This window comes from Pseudoalteromonas sp. SK18 (assembly GCF_001974855.1).
Classification (GTDB): Bacteria; Pseudomonadota; Gammaproteobacteria; order Enterobacterales; family Alteromonadaceae; genus Pseudoalteromonas.
This window is the reverse complement of sequence record NZ_MTQB01000014.1, coordinates 57,490-73,928: the sequence shown is the minus strand read 5'-3', so window position 1 is coordinate 73,928 and position 16,439 is coordinate 57,490. Positions and strand designations below refer to the sequence as shown.

The window sequence follows — 16,439 nt, the reverse complement described above, 5'->3', positions numbered from 1 at the left end:
ATAAGGGGTGTGCACAAAGCGCTGATTTATAAGCGCCATATGTTACGTTAAATTGCCCACTTTTGGCACTTATTTATTGTGTTTTGGTAAGGGTTGGGTATGATCCGCAGCTGTTATTGTAAAACATTAGGTATTAAACCATTATGGCGTTTGTAGTCACCGAAAATTGTATAAAATGTAAGTACACTGATTGCGTATCAGTATGCCCTGCAGATGCATTTTTTGAAGGTCCTAATTTTTTGGCTATTAGCCCAATTGACTGTATTGACTGTGGTTTATGCGTACCTGAGTGTGCTGCCGATGCTATTTTTCAAGAAGATGAATTACCTGAATCGCAAAAAGAGTTTACCCAATTAAATGCGGAGCTAGCAGAAATATGGCCACGCATCACGCAAGTTAAACCCGCCCCAGAAGATGCCGATAGCTGGAATGGCGTTGCCAATAAATTAAAACTTCTCGACACATAATCATTCCCTTTTGCTTTGTATTAGTTTTTTGTTAATTTTATTGCAAATAATAGTGCATAACTATTAACAAATGTACCTGTATAATTTACACTCCTGAGCAAAGTTTACTTTTAACTAGTAAATAAACCTAAATGGATGTTTATGCAGTACTTTATACCTATAAAAATAACAACATTGCTGTTTTTTATCAGCTTCAGCCTCGGTTTAACTCTTAGCCCTAATGCATTCGCCGATAAGCTTAATTATCAACTAGCGCACATTAATAAAAATATTGATGTAGATGGCGTGCTTAACGAGCCACATTGGCAACAAGCAACACATGTTGCGGTAAATTATCAAGATGAGCCGAATGAAAAAGGTACACCGCCAGTAAAAACCGATGCATACCTTTATGACGATGGTCATAATTTATATGTTGCGTTTGTAGCTTACGACCCCGATCCGAGTAAAATTCGCGCGGCGCTTCGTGATAGAGATACACTTTGGCAAGATGACAACGTCGGCTTGGTCATCGATACCTTTAACGATGAACGTACAGGCTATGAGTTTTATGTAAACCCACTGGGCGCTCAAGGTGACCTTCGCATGACGGATACCGATGAATGGGTGTCAGACTTATCGTGGGATGCCATTTGGGACAGTGCCGGTACCATAAACGAGCAAGGTTACGTAGTTGAAATGCGTATTCCGTTTAAAGCGCTTCGATTTGCACAAAATAAAGATCAATCTACCTGGGGTTTTGCTGTAATGCGAAACTATCAGCGTGATGTGTTGTATCAATTATCAAGCACAGGCTTTGACCGTGATATTAAATGTAGTTTATGTCAGTTTGACAAAATAACCGGATTTAATAATTTAGCACCAAGTAAAAACCTACAGCTAACGCCAACATTAACCACACTTAGAAACGATCAAAAAACACAGGTACCGGGTGCGTGGGATAATGGCGATGTAGACACTGAGATAGGGCTTGATCTTCGTTGGGGGGTTACCAAAGATGCGGTAATTAATGCCACAATAAACCCAGACTTTTCTCAGGTAGAAACCGATTCTTTAGAACTGGATGTAAACACCACTTACTCTATTTATTACGCTGAAAAGCGTCCGTTTTTCTTAGATGGCGCGTCTTACTTTAAAAGTAACTTATTTGAACTCCTTTACACCCGCACCATAGCTGAGCCAAATATTGGAGCCAAGCTCACTGGTAAAACCGACAGTCATAGTTATGCGCTGATGTTTGCAGATGACGATAACAGTAATATTTTATTGCCAAGTAACCAAGGCTCGGGCTTTGCCAACTTAAATGATAAAACCAAAGCGGCGGTGGCGCGTTATCAATATGATATTGGCCAACAAGGCACTATTGGTGTTACTTCAACGCATCGCGAAAGTAGCGACTACCATAACACGGTGCTATCGGTTGATGGCAGCTATTGGTTTAATCAGTCAGATACGCTTAATTATCAAATCGCGAATGCTGATACCAATAACTCGCCGTTTTTAGTTGATAACTACAATTTAGCAGACACGCAATCGGATATGGCGTATGCATTAAAGCTGACTCGCGATAAGCGCGATTATAAGCTTTACGCTACCTATGACAATATTGGTGAAGATTACCGTACCGACTTAGGTTATCAAGAAAAAGTAGACTACAAAAAAGTAGGCTTTGGTGGCGGTCAAACTTGGTATGGTGATGAACATGACATGCTAACTACCTGGTCATACACCGCCGATTGGGATAAAACCTGGGCGCAGAATGGCGAGTTACTTGAAGAAGAATACGAAGGTTACATGACCTTTCAAGGTCAAAAGCAGTCTGTATTTGAGCTGGGTTTGTTAAATCGCTATGAAAATTATAACGGCAAGTTTTATAACCAAAATATTGGTTATTTTTATACGGCTTTTAGACCGTCGAAAGATCTGAGATTATCGTTATATGCCGAATATGCAAGCCGTATAGATTACACCAATGAACAGCTAGGCGATGTTTTAACCACACAATCGCAGGCTGTTTGGGATATTAATAATCATTGGCAGGTAGATGTTAGACATAATTATAGTCATTTAGATGATTACCAAGGGCGACGTGTTTTTACCGCAAACTTAGTTGATTTTAGGCTTTATTATAAGTTTAGTATGCGCGCTATGCTTAAGCTGATTTTACAGTTTGAAGATATAGACAGAAATGAAGATGCTTACTTTTATCAGGTTAGCGAAATCAACAAAGATTACGGTACTCAGCTGGTGTACTCATACAAAATTAACGCACAAACGTTATTTTACTTAGGGTATTCAGATAAAGGTTATCAGGATGACTCGTTAAAAAGCATTGAGCGTGACCAACGTACTTTCTTTACTAAAGTCAGTTATGCGTGGCAGCTTTAAACATTAAAACAAAAGGGATGAATATGAAAATATTAAAAATAACAATTACAGCAGCAATAGTTACTACATTAGCAGGCTGTGCTGCAAAGCAAGACATAACACGATTTGAAATAAATAAACCTAAAACGGTTTGTATAGCAGAACACAAAGAAGTAAGAGAAGGCGTTATAGACGCTATGAAAAAAGGATTTTCTAAAAATGATGTAAATACACGAGTAATATCAGCAAATTATGTATTGAAACATCAAGATTATCAGACGGATTTACTAAATGGAGATACTAAAGATTGTAATGCTGTGGCCTACTATGTAGCCAACTGGCGTTGGGATCTAGCTTTATATATGGCATATGCAAATATATGGATTAAAGACATAGAAACAAATGAGAAAATAGCCCAAGCATCTTATCGCACAGGTGGAGGCCTAGATAAGTTCATAAATGCAGAAGAGAAAATTATAGAGCTTATAGATGGTATGTTTTAATTTACGTGGGTAATTTATTTACGACACTTTATAAAAATAATTAATCGGTAGTAACCATACAATTTAATTAATGTATTCATAAGAAAAATATTGAATATTATTAGCTTATGGATATTAAAGAACGTTAGTCAATTAAGACTAACGTTCTTTATTCTCGCGATAATTACAAGTCAAAAGTACGTGAAATAGCGAGTACAATTCGCTCATCTGCGTAATCGTAGTCTAGGCTGGTATTTTCAGCTGCCACTTCAATGCCAAACCCTTCATAGCTCGTTTGGTATGCTAAGCGGTAGTGATAATACGATTTGTCGCCTTTAGGTGCATCCCACTCAAATTTATTGCCATCGAGTGAATTTGAAATATCAAAGCTGGCACGAATTGCATGATTTGGCGCAAGCTCATAAGTATGCGCAATCATAGAAATCACATGGCCTGTATCGTAGCCAAAGTAATCCCAGCTGTACCAAAAGTTAAGCTCTGTTTGGCCATATTCACTCGCGTAACCAAATTTAGTATACGCTTCTGCGTAGTTACCATCGCTGTTATTACCTTGGTAGGTGTAATAAGCAATACCGTAATCAAGGCTAACTTGTTCATTTAACTGAACGTATCGGCCTACATAAGCATCTAGTTCAAAATCGGTGTCATCACCAAAATCTACATTTGATGCCCATACACCGGCATAAACACCGTTATCATACGCGTAGTCAAGGCTTGCTTGCAGAGCCGGATCGTTATCTGTTTGTGATACACCATTAAAGGTGTAATCAGATGCAGCCGTAATCGTTGTTGACCAGTTAGCCGCTGCCGTTGTTGATAAAACGGTAAACGGTAAAGCGATAAAAAGGTGTTTTAATTTATTTTTCATGTGTTTTCCTAGCTGATAGTTTCTATTTTTGTGTAATCAATTTTATTCGCTTTAGGCGATCCTTCGATATTGCTGACCGTTTTAAGTTTGCTGTAGGCAATAAAACCAAGGCAAATAAAGAATAACCCTATAACTAAAGCACCAACCCATTGAATTTGCAAAAACTCAAGCTTAAATAGCAGTGTTAGTAGCGATAAAGCGACAACGTTCATGGCAATATACTTAAATTTACCAAAGCGCTTTACGGTTAAGTTTAAATTATCTGTGTATAAACGGATCAATGAATCAAGGGAGTTAATAACAAACACTACGCCTACAAACACCATAGCAAAGTTTTTAATTCCTTCGGTTGGAATGCCGGCTTCATGGTAGTGATATAACACACTAAACCAGATAGCGATTGGAATTGATGGGAAAATAAGCATAGCGGCAAGGACTTGATAGGTTTTTAAACCGCCAACAAAGCGCGATGTAAATTGACCAATCATAATGCTCCATGCAAACCACCAAAATAGGTAAAACTCATGGTAATCATTCAGTGGTAATACAAACTCATTGATATTGGCAAAGTAATTACCAATTAATCCGATGTTTTTAGTAAATGCAGATAGTTCACTGTCGCCAAATAAAAACGCATCAGCCCACATAAAGCCAATTAGGGCGATAAACAACCAGGTAGTCGAAATACTTAAAAAGCGAACATATTTAATATCGGTACTTGAATACACCGCAAAGCAAATAGCGGCAAGTACGATTAAGTAAAACTCTGGAATAACATTTGAGCCATCACCGAGTTCAGGTAAATACCACGGCAAGTTACTCAGTAATAAGTAAGCGGTAAACGCACAGGTACCAATGATAACTACGTTGTTTAAAAATTTAACCCATGGAATTTCAAAAAATTTTACTTTGGGTTCTATTACACAGAAATAAAAGCACGTAAGAAAATAAAATCCCCAAATTAAAAATCCCCAATAACCAAACTCAATAGAGAGAGGGTTGGCAAATGCATATTCTGGGCTTGCTTTTATGTCTGCATAACCGGCAAATTCGGTTAAAGGAAACATAATGAGGCCAACGTCTAGGCCCGAGGTAAACAGGATTGCTATAAAGGTGAATGTTCTCACTGGTGTGACGCCTACTACGCGTACATTGCCCCATTTAATTAAAATAGCAACAATCGCAAGTAAGGTGAAAATAATGCCAGCATTAAGCCAAATAGTCATTATCGCCCTCCCAGAATGAATAAAAGTAACACATATATACTCCGTTTTTTATTGTGCTTGCATTAACACAGGCATAACCTATTTATGCTTGTGAGCCACTGCAAGGCGCATAAAGGCACTCCTTAAAGCATTTTGCTTAAAAGAGTGGCCTTTATGGCAGGCTAAATTAAAGGGTTTTATTTCGTTGTGTAGTTTGCCAATTAGTGGCATTCACAACATCAACTCCTGTGTGAGCTAAGGGGTTATTACCTAAAATAATATCAGCGGCTTTTTCGGCCACCATAATGGTTGGTGCATTTAAATTACCGTTAGGTATGGTTGGAAAAATTGACGAATCAACCACACGTAAGCTTTGTATGCCATGCACTTGGGTGTTTGAGTTAACCACGGCCATGTCGTCTTCACCCATTTTACAAGAGCAGGAAGGGTGGTAAGCACTTTCTACTGCTTGGCGCACAAAGGCATCAATTTGCTCATCAGTTTGAACTTGTTGCCCTGGTTGAATTTCTTCACCACGAAATTGGTTAAATGCAGGTTGTTCAATGATTTCACGCGTCAATCGTACGCACGCTCTAAAACCTTCAATATCATCTTGATGCTCTAGGTAATTAAATACAATTTTAGGTGGCTGTGTTGGATCAGCTGATGCAATGGTGACACTGCCTCGGCTCTTAGGCTTGTTATGACCTACGTGCACCTGAAAACCATGCCCTGCAAAAGCACTACGGCCATCGTAACGCATAGCGGCCGGTAAAAAGTGATACTGTATGTCAGGCCATTCAACACCTGGCTTTGAGCGAATAAAGGCACATGATTCAAAATGATTAGTTGAGCCTAAGCCTTTGCGAGTTAGTAGCCATTTTGCGCCAATTAAACCTTTAGAGAACAAGCCTAATTTACCGTTTAAAGTAATCGGTTGTTTACACTTATATTGAAAGTAAAACTCTAAATGATCTTGCAAGTTTTGGCCTACACCTGGTAAGTGATGTTTTACTTCAACGCCTGCTTTCTCAAGTGCTTGAGTATCACCAATACCTGAAAGCTGAAGTAGGTGTGGTGAACCAATAGAACCTGCGCTTAAGATAACTTCTTTATTTGCTTTTTCAGTTTTAACTGCGCCATTGAGTTTGTATTCAACACCGGTTGCTTTTTTACCGTCTAAAATAACGCGCTGAGCAAGTGCACCGGTAACGATTGTTAAGTTGCTACGATGCTTAATTGGGTCTAAGTACTCGCGAGAAGCAGAGCTACGCACACCGTTTTTAACAGTCATGTGCATAGGGCCAAAGCCTTCTTGTTGAGCACTATTGTAATCATTGGTCGTGGCATAACCTGCCTCAGCACCTGCTTCAACAAAAGCAGTGTATAACGGGTTTTGCATGTTATTGCCGTTATTAACACCTAGCAGTCCTTTACCACCACGATGAGCATTTTCACCTAGGTAAAAGCTTTCTGCCTTTTTAAAATACGGTAAACACGCTTGGTAATCCCAGCCGTTAGCGCCGTGTTGTTGCCATTCGTCAAAATCTTTAGCATGGCCACGTACATACACCATGCCATTAATCGAAGATGAGCCGCCAAGGACTTTACCGCGAGGGCAGTGCATTTCACGGTTATCTAAGTGTGGCTCTGGTTGCGTATGAAATTGCCACGCAAACTTATCGGTATTCATTGGAATAGACAATGCAGTAGGCATTTTTATAAAGATGCTTTTATCGCTGCCGCCGGTTTCAAGTAACAATACCTTGTTACTTGAATCTTCAGACAAGCGATTTGCTAACACACATCCAGCTGAGCCCGCGCCTACAATAATATAATCAAAAGAGTGGTTCATAATGATTCCTTAAAACGGGCTTTCTATGTCGGCCATGCCAACATAAACAGACTTAGTTTGCGTGTAATGATCAAGTGTTTCCATACCATTTTCACGACCAATACCCGATTGTTTATAACCACCCACTGGCATTTCTGCTGGTGAGTTACCGTAAGCATTGATCCAACAAATACCGGCTTGAAGCTGATGAATTACGCGATGAGCGCGTTTAATATCGCTGGTGAAAACGCCTGCAGCTAAACCTAAGTGAGTGCCGTTAGCGCGGGCAATTACATCATCTTCATCATCAAAGACTAAAACGCTCATTACTGGGCCAAAAATCTCTTCTTTAACAATAGTCATTTCATCGTTGCAATCAACAAATACTGTTGGCGCTACAAAATAGCCATTTGGGGCTGATGCTGGTGAAAGCGTTGAGCCACCCGTTAATAGTGTTGCGCCTTCTTCAAGGCCTTTATTGATGTAGCTCATTACTAAATCTTGATGCTTTTTAGAAATAAGCGCGCCAAAGTTAGTGTTTAGATCTTGCGGGTCACCGGCAATAATATTTTTTTCGGTCCGAGCTTTAAGTTCATCGATAAATTGTTGGTACACATTTTTGTGCACGTATATACGAGTACAGTTCGTGCAAATTTCACCTTGGGTATAAAAGTTACCTAGCATGGCAGCACTTACTGCTTGTTCTATATTGGCATCGTCAAATACTAATAATGGCGATTTACCACCTAGCTCCATAGTCACATCTTTTAATGTGCCTGCAGCACTGGCGACTACTTTTTTACCGGTACCTACTTCACCAGTAAATGATACTTTTTCAATATCTTGATGTGCAGTAAGCCATTGGCCTACTTCACCGGCGCCTTGAACTACATTAAATACGCCAGCAGGAACGCCTGCTTCAATAAACACCTCGGCTAATTTAATTGCACCAAGCGGCGTTTCTTCAGACGGCTTAAAAATAAATGCATTACCCGCTGCGAGGGCTGGGCCTGATTTCCAACATGCAATTTGTAATGGGTAGTTCCATGCACCAATACCGGCACAAATACCTAAAGGCTCTTTGCGTGTGTAGTAAAAGTCATCGCCAACCATTTGTTGTTGACCAACTTGTGCAGGGGCAAGACCTGCAAAATATTCAATTACATCTGCGCCTGTTTCAACATCTACGCAGTTAGCTTCTTGCATTGGTTTACCAGTATCGAGCACTTCAACCAGTGCAAGCTCATCATTGCGCTCGCGTAAAATAGCAACGGCGTTTAGTAAAATACGGCTGCGCTCAATAGGGGTCATCGCTGACCAAACTTTAAAGCCTTGTTTTGCACTTTCTATCGCTGCGTTTTGAACATGCTGGTCAGCGACTTCAACGGCATAAATTACCTGGCCGGTTGCAGGATTTACTACATCAAATGTTTCGCCGCTTTTATTTGCAAGGAATTGGCCGTTGATAAAGTTTTGATAGATAGGTGTAGTCACGTTAGGCTCCATATTGCTTGATAAGTGAATGCACGTAGTTTTTAGCTAGTGATTCACTGTGTTTAAACTGATTTTCGTCTGATTGGCTTAATACGGCACGAAGCCATAAGCCATCAATCATTGCTGCGGTTAATTCAGCCGCGAGGGTTGCTTGCGCTAAAGGCATTAATTGCTTAAATGAAACGGTTAAATTACTTTGCAAGCGTTTACTGTTTACATTTTGTAAACGATGAAGTTCCTTATCGTGCATTGATTGCGCCCAAAAACTTAACCACGTTCGAGTGGTGTCTTTTCGTTGTTGTACTAGCGCAAAGTTTGATTCAACAATAAACATTAACCTTTGAGTTGCTGTGGTATTTTCATCAACCTTACTAATTAAGTCGTTTTTCAAGTTCGAGAGTAAGTAACGCACAGTTGCTTCAATTAGCCCCTGTTTCCCACCAAAGTAATGACTAATGATACCCGATGACATTCCTGCATTTTTGCTAATACTATTAATAGTGGTTGCCTGTAATCCTTTCTGAGCAACTGACTCTATGGTCGCGTCAATTAGCTGCTGACGCCTTACAGGTTCCATTCCAACTTTAGGCATAATTTTTATTAATTGATCGTTCAATAAAGATAAGCTTAAGGTAATAGCTCTAACAATTCAAGGCTTGTGTAAATGGCAAGAGAGTAAAGTATGGATAAATAATTAACAAAATGAGTATGAAATGATGCAAAGTTAACAACTCAAGACCTTGTTTAAAGTCTTTAAATAACAATGATTTGTATGTTTTATTGGTGTTGTTCTTTATAGTGTAATCAATTCTTTACGAGGTGAGTGAAACTTTTAGTGATTTATTTGTTAGTGCGATAACTATTAGAGTACTAATTGTATTTTTTACCAGCAGGGCATTTATATAAAGGTAAAGGGAATAGATATGTTGTTGCGATCAAAATCCGGTTTCAAAGAGAAATATGGGAGGTAAATTAAACAAATGTTAACGCGAAGTAGGAGAAAAATAAGGCGCTGTTTAGCTTTCAACAACACCTTTAAATAATAAGGGATAACGTCTTAAGCGATTGCCAATATAATCATCGGCCATAATCTGGTCACAGATTTCGTCGATGTTATCAGTGGCTTCAAACACCCAATCAAAGCGTTCTATTGCCAGCAAAAAGCCGCGCTTTAAGTGTGTTTGTGCGCGGTAATAAGCAAGGTTATTTTTTATCAATTGCAGCTTTTCAGGCTCTGCTTTTAATTGCGCAATAACTTGGTTAATAAACTGCAAATTGCGCGCACTGGTTGGTCTGTTTCGTCGGTGTGTTGATCGCATTACTCTTCGTTGGCTATGTTATAAAGTTTTTTCAAAAAATCGTCTTTGTGTTTGTCATGTTCATAATCAAGGTGATAAGTATTATGAAACCCAAAGCGAAGTAAAACACCACTGCCTTGTAAATAGACGGTATAGCCATCTATGTCAGAATATGCAGTGATCCCTTGATAAAACTTACCTTCTTCTGTGGTTTCCCCGCGTTGTTGGATACGTTCGTATACCGCTAGAATTTGTTTATTATCGATTTCATTTTTCATTGTTTGTCCCTTTTATTTAATCTCTCATACGCTATAGAAGTGAGGGTCGATCATCATAAAAACAATAGTCTAAAAAGTATGATATTGCTTTGTTATTTTTCATTTATAAATTATGCTCAAAGTTCACTTTTTGTTGAGCTTTTACCATGATAGACAAAGCGTTACTTTTGAAAACTCGTGAATTATCCGACCAACTCATTGCATTGCAAACACCAATTAGAATACTCGATGCAATTAATTGGGATAAACAAATTAAAGAGGAATTTTTTAGACAAAAATGTCAAAAAAATCCACTTATTGATCGTGCTTATTATCAACAGCGCGATTTAGGGTTTGTTCCTAGCGAGTTGCGCCAAGCATTTTCAACATTGCATCGTAATATTATTAATCAGTTGGGGCAATTAAACCCAATTGCACAATATATGGGTAAAATGTGTACCGAATATAAAACGGTTCTGAGCATGCTTGAATACCGCGGTACGCCAGAGTTTCACGACTTATCAGTGGAGCTATTTGGTCATCCTAAAGATTTGTTTCATGCTGGTGAGCCCTCGCTATCAGAACTGGCTGATATGCTCGAACAGCCTTTAAAAAATCTACTTGCAGCGGATATTTTGCCTGAAGATCCCAAAAATATTGATGCCAGCGACGCGGTGCGGATTTTATCTGAACAGGTCAATGCCAGCATGCCGGGAATAAACGTAGAAGTGATGCTAAGTGATGGTATTGTCAGCGATGCGGCAGCAGGTGCTAATAATATTAAGCTCAATCAAGATGTTAAGTTTTCTCAGCGCGAATTAGATATTTTAGAGGTGCATGAGGGCTGGATCCATGTAGGCACCACTCAAAATGGCTTAGCGCAACCTTATTTAACCTGTTTGAGTAAAGGCACACCAAGCTCTACGGTTACCCAAGAGGGGCTTGCAGTACTGACGGAAATTATTACTCTTAAATCAACACCACGTCGCTTATCCAAATTAGTAAACCGTATTCAAGCCGTCACCAAAGTGATTGATGGTGCTGAGTTTATCGATATTTACCGAGATTACGTTGCTCAAGGTTTATCAAAAGACGACAGCTATACCCTTGCACAGCGGGTATTTAGAGGTAGCACGGCAACCGGCTTACCGTTTACCAAAGACATTGCTTATATAAAAGGCTTTGTATTGGTTTATAACTTAATTCGGGTGGCGATACAGCTTGGCAGAATTGACCAATTACCGCTATTGCTGGTGGGTAAAATATCAATTGATGACTTTAGGTTAATATCGCAACTACATGATTTAGGTGTGATTGAAAACCCGCAATTTGTGCCGCCCCATTTTAAAGATTTAAGAGGTCTTGCTACGTGGCTGAGCTTTGGTCGTTTTATTGGTAATTTGTCATTTGAACAATTAGAAAACGACTACAAGCCGTTGTTTTTATAATTTATAAGTGAGCTTTTTCTCAGAGACAAAAAAAGCCCAAAAACGGGCTTTTTTTAATTTAGCACAACACAGTTAACGTGCGTTGGTGCTCTCGAAAATTTTATCTGCAGAGGCTGCAACAAATCCAGTGTAAATTTCACCATCTGGTTTTGGGTAACGAATAGCAAACTCGTAAAAACAGCTAGGGATGCGCATATCGCCATCACTAAAGGTTACGGCGCATTCATCAGCTAATGTTGATGATTGCTCTAATAGCACCTCTGGCGAGCCTTTTACTTCGCCTCCTGAGGTATTCAGTGCAAAGCCTGCATCTTTAAGAGCTTGGTTTACATCATGGATGTTATCAAACTTAGCTAAGGTGTTAATGTTCACAGTAAAGTGATTAGCACGGTAACCCCACGCAGACATCCACGCCGCATATTCGCTCTCAGCTAATAACTTTTTGTAAGTATCAGTGCTTACTTGCCAATGTGTGCCTGAATATAAAAAATTATCGGCAGTCACAGCGCTTTCGTCAATTTGTGCCACCATATCCGTAACGATTGCTTGTAGCTCAGGCGAACATTTTTCAACTAATAATTCAGAAATAAACACTTTAGGCTGTGTCGGATCGCTATGCTCATAATGCTTGGCGTAGAGTTTTTTTGCTTCAAAGTGATATTCACCACATTCTTTATAACCAATCGCTAAAAAGTGCGCAGCTAGTTTTTCAAGGCCTACTTTTTCAATATTAAAAGTACGCAGTGCAATATGGTCGTTAATAATGTCGTCTTTTTGCGTTGAGCCTAATAAGTCATGAATTTTATCAGCTGATGGCGTTACTGTTAGGTAGTTTTGCCATAAGTTATCAAATAATGTGTTTACATCAGTATGCATGGTAAATCCTTAAATTTTCTAAAATTGTTATTCAATAATTAAGCCCGGCGCGAGGGTTTGCGGTAAATTAACTTTCTCTGACTCTACTGAGGCCACTGGGTATGCGCAGTAATCTGCAGCATAGTATGCACTGGCTCTGTGGTTACCACTGGCACCTATGCCACCAAATGGCGCTGCGCTTGATGCGCCTGTAATAGGGCGGTTCCAGTTAACAATACCGGCACGAATACGCTTTAAAAAGTGGCTGTAATCATCTTCGCTGTCTGCAAGTAAACCTGCAGATAAACCAAAGCTGGTGTTGTTCGCTTCTGCTATGGCGCTATCAAAGTCAGTGTAGCGGTATACTTTAATTAGCGGACCAAAGTGCTCTTCATCGGCGATTTCATCGATATTAGTGACATCAATAATCCCTGGGCTGACAAAGCCAGTGCCTGGTTTTAATTGTTTAAGCTCAACGAGTACCTCAGCACCTTGTTTAACTAGGTCAGCTTGCGCTGCAACCATGCCTAACGCGGCTTTTTCACTGATCATGGCACCCATAAATGGTTGATCGTCCGCAAAGCTATCATCTACAAGGATATTTTTGGTTGCGCTGATCAGCTTTTCTAAAATCGCATCGCCATTGGCTGATTTTTCAATAAATAATCGGCGTGCACAGGTACAACGCTGACCCGAAGTAATAAAGCCCGATTGAATAATATCGTGCACGGCGGCGCTCACATCAGCAACATCTTTAACCACTAGCGGATTGTTACCGCCCATTTCAAGCGCTAAGATTTTACCGGGATGACCAGCAAATTGTTTATGTAATAAATGGCCTGTGTTTGAGCTACCAGTAAAGAATAAGCCATCGATATCTTGATGTGAGGCAAGCGCTTTACCTGTTTCCAGTTCACCTTGAACAAGGTTTATAACCCCAGCAGGTAAGCCTGCTTTTAGCCACAGCTCTAAAGTAAACTGGGCTACGTGAGGAGTTAGTTCTGATGGTTTAAACACCACGGTATTACCCGCTAATATAGCAGGGACTATATGACCATTGGGTAAGTGACCTGGAAAATTATACGGGCCAAAAATAGCCACTACACCATGAGGTTTATGGCGAATAAAGGCTTTTGCGCCAGGCATTGGGTTTTCGGTTGTGCCAGTACGTTCATTGTAAGCACGAATAGCAATAGAAACCTTGCCTGTCATCGCGCCCACTTCGGTGCGTGTTTCCCATAGTGGTTTACCTGTTTCACTAGCAATAACAGTGGCAAGCTCTTCGCTGTGTTCTTTTAATTGGGCTACGAAGCTTTCTAAAATGGTAATACGTTGTTCAATTGGCATATCGGCCCATTGAACTTGTGCGGCTCTTGCCGCTTCAATTGCACTGCTAACTTGTTCTGGGCTGGCACCATTACCTTGCCAAACAATTTCGCCATTACTTGGGTTAACAGAATTAAACGCTGGGCCTTGGCCTACATGCCACTGATTATTAATTAGTTGTGTGTTCATAAATAGTGTTACAGGCGGAAAAATCGCGCTGCATCTCCTTGATTTAAATGAAGTGCATCAGCTACTTCTTGGCTGATAACTAAGGTGTGTTTTGCGTGATTATAATGAGCGTGTTTAGTGAACGTGGCTCTAAAGTCGTTGACCCCTTGATTACAAATTGCGAGGGTATCTGAGCTTTGCTCATTAATATGCTCAAGCTCACCAATGGTAATTGGGCACACCTGTGAATCACGAATACTGCGAATATTACCGAGCTTTGCCTCTACTGTGGGGCCTGCGTCAAATAAATCAACGTAGCCACGGTGTTCAAACCCTTCTTTTTCAAGCAACTTAAGTGCAGGCTTGGTTTTATCATGGACATGGCCAATCACCGCTTGTGCCTTTTTACTTAGCAAGTTTACATAAATAGGGTATTTAGGCATGAGTTCACTAATAAATACTTTATCGCCTAAGCCTACTAAGTGGTCGGCTTGTGGGAATTCAATACTAAAAAAGTGTTCTTGTAACCATTGCCAAAATGGCGAGTGTCCAGCTTCATCGCTCACTCCGCGCATTTCCGCAATTACAGTGTCGGCAAAGCGTTCACTGTGCTGTGCCATAAATAAAAAACGTGATCGTGATAAAAATCGTCCTGTTAAGCCTTTTCTGCTGTCTTCACGCAAAAATAAAGTACATATTTCTGAGCAGCCAGTGTAGTCATTACACATACTTAAAATATCGACGGTATTGTAAACATTTAAAGTGGGTGAGTGATGGACGGTTTTCCCTAAATGGTAATGGTACAAAGGCACAGATAACCCGACGGCTGCTTCTATGGCGGTAGTACCAATTACTTTGCCAGATTCACTGTCTTCTAAAACAAATAAATAGCTTTCGTCGAGAGGCTTATCTACGTTTTTAGTAAAGCTGCTTTGTGCACGGTCAATTTTTTCTTGTAGTTGCCCATCATCGACAGGTAAAGAGGTGAAACCATGACCTGACTCAATGGCAATTTCTTTAAGTGCTGCAAAATCATTGACAGTAATAGGACGTAATACTTGCATTAACTACTTACTCCAATAAAGCCCTGAGATAAATATTTATCTCAGGGCTTTATATTTTTACTTAGTGATTAACCGTTTACAACTTCGCTCACTGCTTTTTCAAAGCGAGCTAAGCCTTCTTTAATGTCCTCAAATGGGATCACTAATGAAGGCGTAAAGCGGATAACGTTCATTCCGGCTACTAAATTCATTAAACCGTTGTTAGCACTTGCAACTAAGAAGTCGCGAGCACGGCCTTCAAATTTCTCATTTAATACCGCACCAATCAGTAAGCCTTTACCGCGGACTTCACTAAATACATGGTATTTTTCGTTAATGGCATTTAGACCATCACGGAACATTTGTTCACGCTCTTTTACACCATTTAAAACCACAGGAGTATTTACTGTATCAAATGCCGCTTCTGCAACAGCACATGCTAATGGATTACCACCGTAGGTAGAACCATGAGTCCCTATTTTTAGGTGTGCTGCAATTTCAGTCGTGGTGATCATAGCGCCAATTGGGAACCCGCCACCTAATGCTTTAGCCGTTGTTAAAATGTCAGGAATAACATCTAGGCCTTCATATGCGTATAAATGACCTGTACGGCCAACGCCAGTTTGCACTTCATCAAAAATAAGCAGTGCGTTGTGTTTAGTACACAGCTCACGTACTTTTTGTGCAAATTCATTGGTTGGTGGCACAATACCACCTTCACCTTGTAATGGCTCCATCATTACCGCACAAGTATCATCACCAATTAAGGCTTCAAAAGCGGCAATATCATTGTAATCACAATGAACAATATCAGCAGGTTTTGGACCAAAACCATCAGAGTAAGCGGCTTGGCCACCCACTGTTACAGTGAAAAAAGTACGGCCATGAAAGCCTTTATTAAAAGCAATAATTTTAGATTTTTCAGCGCCAAATTTGTCCAGTGCAAAGCGACGCGCTAATTTTAAAGCTGCTTCGTTTGCTTCAGCCCCTGAGTTTGCAAAGTAAACTTTTTCAGCAAAGGTCGCATCAACCATTTTTTTAGCTAAGCGAAGTGCTGGCTCATTGGTCATTACATTTGCTAAGTGCCAAATTTTCTCACCTTGCTCTTTAAGTGCGCCTACTAATGCAGGGTGGCAATGACCTAAACAATTAACCGCAATACCACCGGCAAAATCGATAAATTCGTTATTATTTTGATCCCACACGCGTGAGCCTTCACCACGAACGGGAATAACTGCTGATGGGTTGTAGTTAGGGACCATTACGTCGTTAAATAAATCTCTGGTTACTTGCATTTTTACACCTA

Annotated in this window: 15 protein-coding genes; 4 read left to right on the top strand and 11 right to left on the bottom strand. The window is 40.0% G+C overall.

Annotation, left to right across the window (positions count from 1 at the left end; translation table 11 throughout):
- Positions 1–143 precede the first annotated feature (143 nt).
- From fdxA to BW139_RS11600, 3 genes are all read left to right on the top strand, one after another.
- Entirely contained in the window at positions 144–467 is a 324-nt protein-coding gene (gene fdxA / locus BW139_RS11610) for a ferredoxin FdxA (protein WP_008114035.1), read from the top strand.
- Between the two features lie 141 nt (positions 468–608).
- Positions 609–2,855, top strand: coding sequence for a carbohydrate binding family 9 domain-containing protein (locus BW139_RS11605; RefSeq protein ID WP_076919767.1), 2,247 nt, complete (start codon positions 609–611; stop codon positions 2,853–2,855).
- Positions 2,856–2,878: 23 nt separating this feature from the next.
- Positions 2,879–3,337: an Sbal_3080 family lipoprotein gene (locus BW139_RS11600; protein ID WP_076919766.1), complete on the top strand. Its 459-nt coding sequence runs from the start codon at positions 2,879–2,881 to the stop codon at positions 3,335–3,337.
- 163 nt (positions 3,338–3,500) lie between these two features.
- On the opposite strand, the gene BW139_RS11595 is transcribed toward BW139_RS11600, so the two are convergent.
- From BW139_RS11595 to BW139_RS11565, 7 genes are all read right to left on the bottom strand, one after another.
- Complete coding sequence (locus BW139_RS11595; RefSeq protein ID WP_076919765.1) at positions 3,501–4,205, bottom strand: TorF family putative porin; 705 nt, start codon at positions 4,203–4,205, stop codon at positions 3,501–3,503.
- 8 nt (positions 4,206–4,213) lie between these two features.
- On the bottom strand, positions 4,214–5,431 hold the full coding sequence (locus tag BW139_RS11590) for a BCCT family transporter (RefSeq protein WP_076919764.1): 1,218 nt from the start codon (positions 5,429–5,431) through the stop codon (positions 4,214–4,216).
- 166 nt (positions 5,432–5,597) lie between these two features.
- Positions 5,598–7,265, bottom strand: a complete 1,668-nt coding sequence (gene betA, locus BW139_RS11585; RefSeq protein WP_076919763.1) for a choline dehydrogenase — start codon at positions 7,263–7,265, stop codon at positions 5,598–5,600.
- Between the two features lie 9 nt (positions 7,266–7,274).
- Entirely contained in the window at positions 7,275–8,738 is a 1,464-nt protein-coding gene (betB, locus tag BW139_RS11580; protein WP_076919798.1) for a betaine-aldehyde dehydrogenase, read from the bottom strand.
- A 1-nt stretch (position 8,739) separates the two neighbouring features.
- Entirely contained in the window at positions 8,740–9,315 is a 576-nt protein-coding gene (gene betI / locus BW139_RS11575; protein WP_083708668.1) for a transcriptional regulator BetI, read from the bottom strand.
- Between the two features lie 439 nt (positions 9,316–9,754).
- Positions 9,755–10,057, bottom strand: coding sequence for a hypothetical protein (locus BW139_RS11570; RefSeq protein WP_076919762.1), 303 nt, complete (start codon positions 10,055–10,057; stop codon positions 9,755–9,757).
- On the bottom strand, positions 10,057–10,314 hold the full coding sequence (locus tag BW139_RS11565; RefSeq protein WP_033104197.1) for a DUF3081 domain-containing protein: 258 nt from the start codon (positions 10,312–10,314) through the stop codon (positions 10,057–10,059). Before BW139_RS11565 ends, BW139_RS11570 begins: the two co-directional genes overlap by 1 nt.
- 146 nt (positions 10,315–10,460) lie before the next feature.
- Here BW139_RS11565 and BW139_RS11560 point away from each other — a divergent pair, with 146 nt between their 5' ends.
- Positions 10,461–11,741: a flavohemoglobin expression-modulating QEGLA motif protein gene (locus BW139_RS11560; protein ID WP_076919761.1), complete on the top strand. Its 1,281-nt coding sequence runs from the start codon at positions 10,461–10,463 to the stop codon at positions 11,739–11,741.
- 72 nt (positions 11,742–11,813) lie between these two features.
- Here the strand turns inward: BW139_RS11560 and BW139_RS11555 are convergent, their stop codons facing one another.
- The 4 genes from BW139_RS11555 to BW139_RS11540 form a co-directional block, all read right to left on the bottom strand.
- Complete coding sequence (locus BW139_RS11555; protein ID WP_076919760.1) at positions 11,814–12,617, bottom strand: DUF1338 domain-containing protein; 804 nt, start codon at positions 12,615–12,617, stop codon at positions 11,814–11,816.
- Between the two features lie 27 nt (positions 12,618–12,644).
- Positions 12,645–14,111 (bottom strand): succinylglutamate-semialdehyde dehydrogenase, encoded by a 1,467-nt coding sequence (gene astD / locus BW139_RS11550; protein WP_076919759.1) that lies wholly within the window; start codon positions 14,109–14,111, stop codon positions 12,645–12,647.
- Between the two features lie 8 nt (positions 14,112–14,119).
- The gene (gene astA, locus BW139_RS11545) at positions 14,120–15,154 is read right to left on the bottom strand and encodes an arginine N-succinyltransferase (RefSeq protein WP_076919758.1); all 1,035 of its coding nucleotides are present in this window, start codon (positions 15,152–15,154) and stop codon (positions 14,120–14,122) included.
- 68 nt (positions 15,155–15,222) lie between these two features.
- Positions 15,223–16,428 carry an aspartate aminotransferase family protein gene (locus BW139_RS11540; RefSeq protein WP_076919757.1) on the bottom strand — a complete coding sequence of 402 codons (1,206 nt, stop codon included), beginning with the start codon at positions 16,426–16,428 and terminating at the stop codon, positions 15,223–15,225.
- Positions 16,429–16,439: the final 11 nt, after the last annotated feature.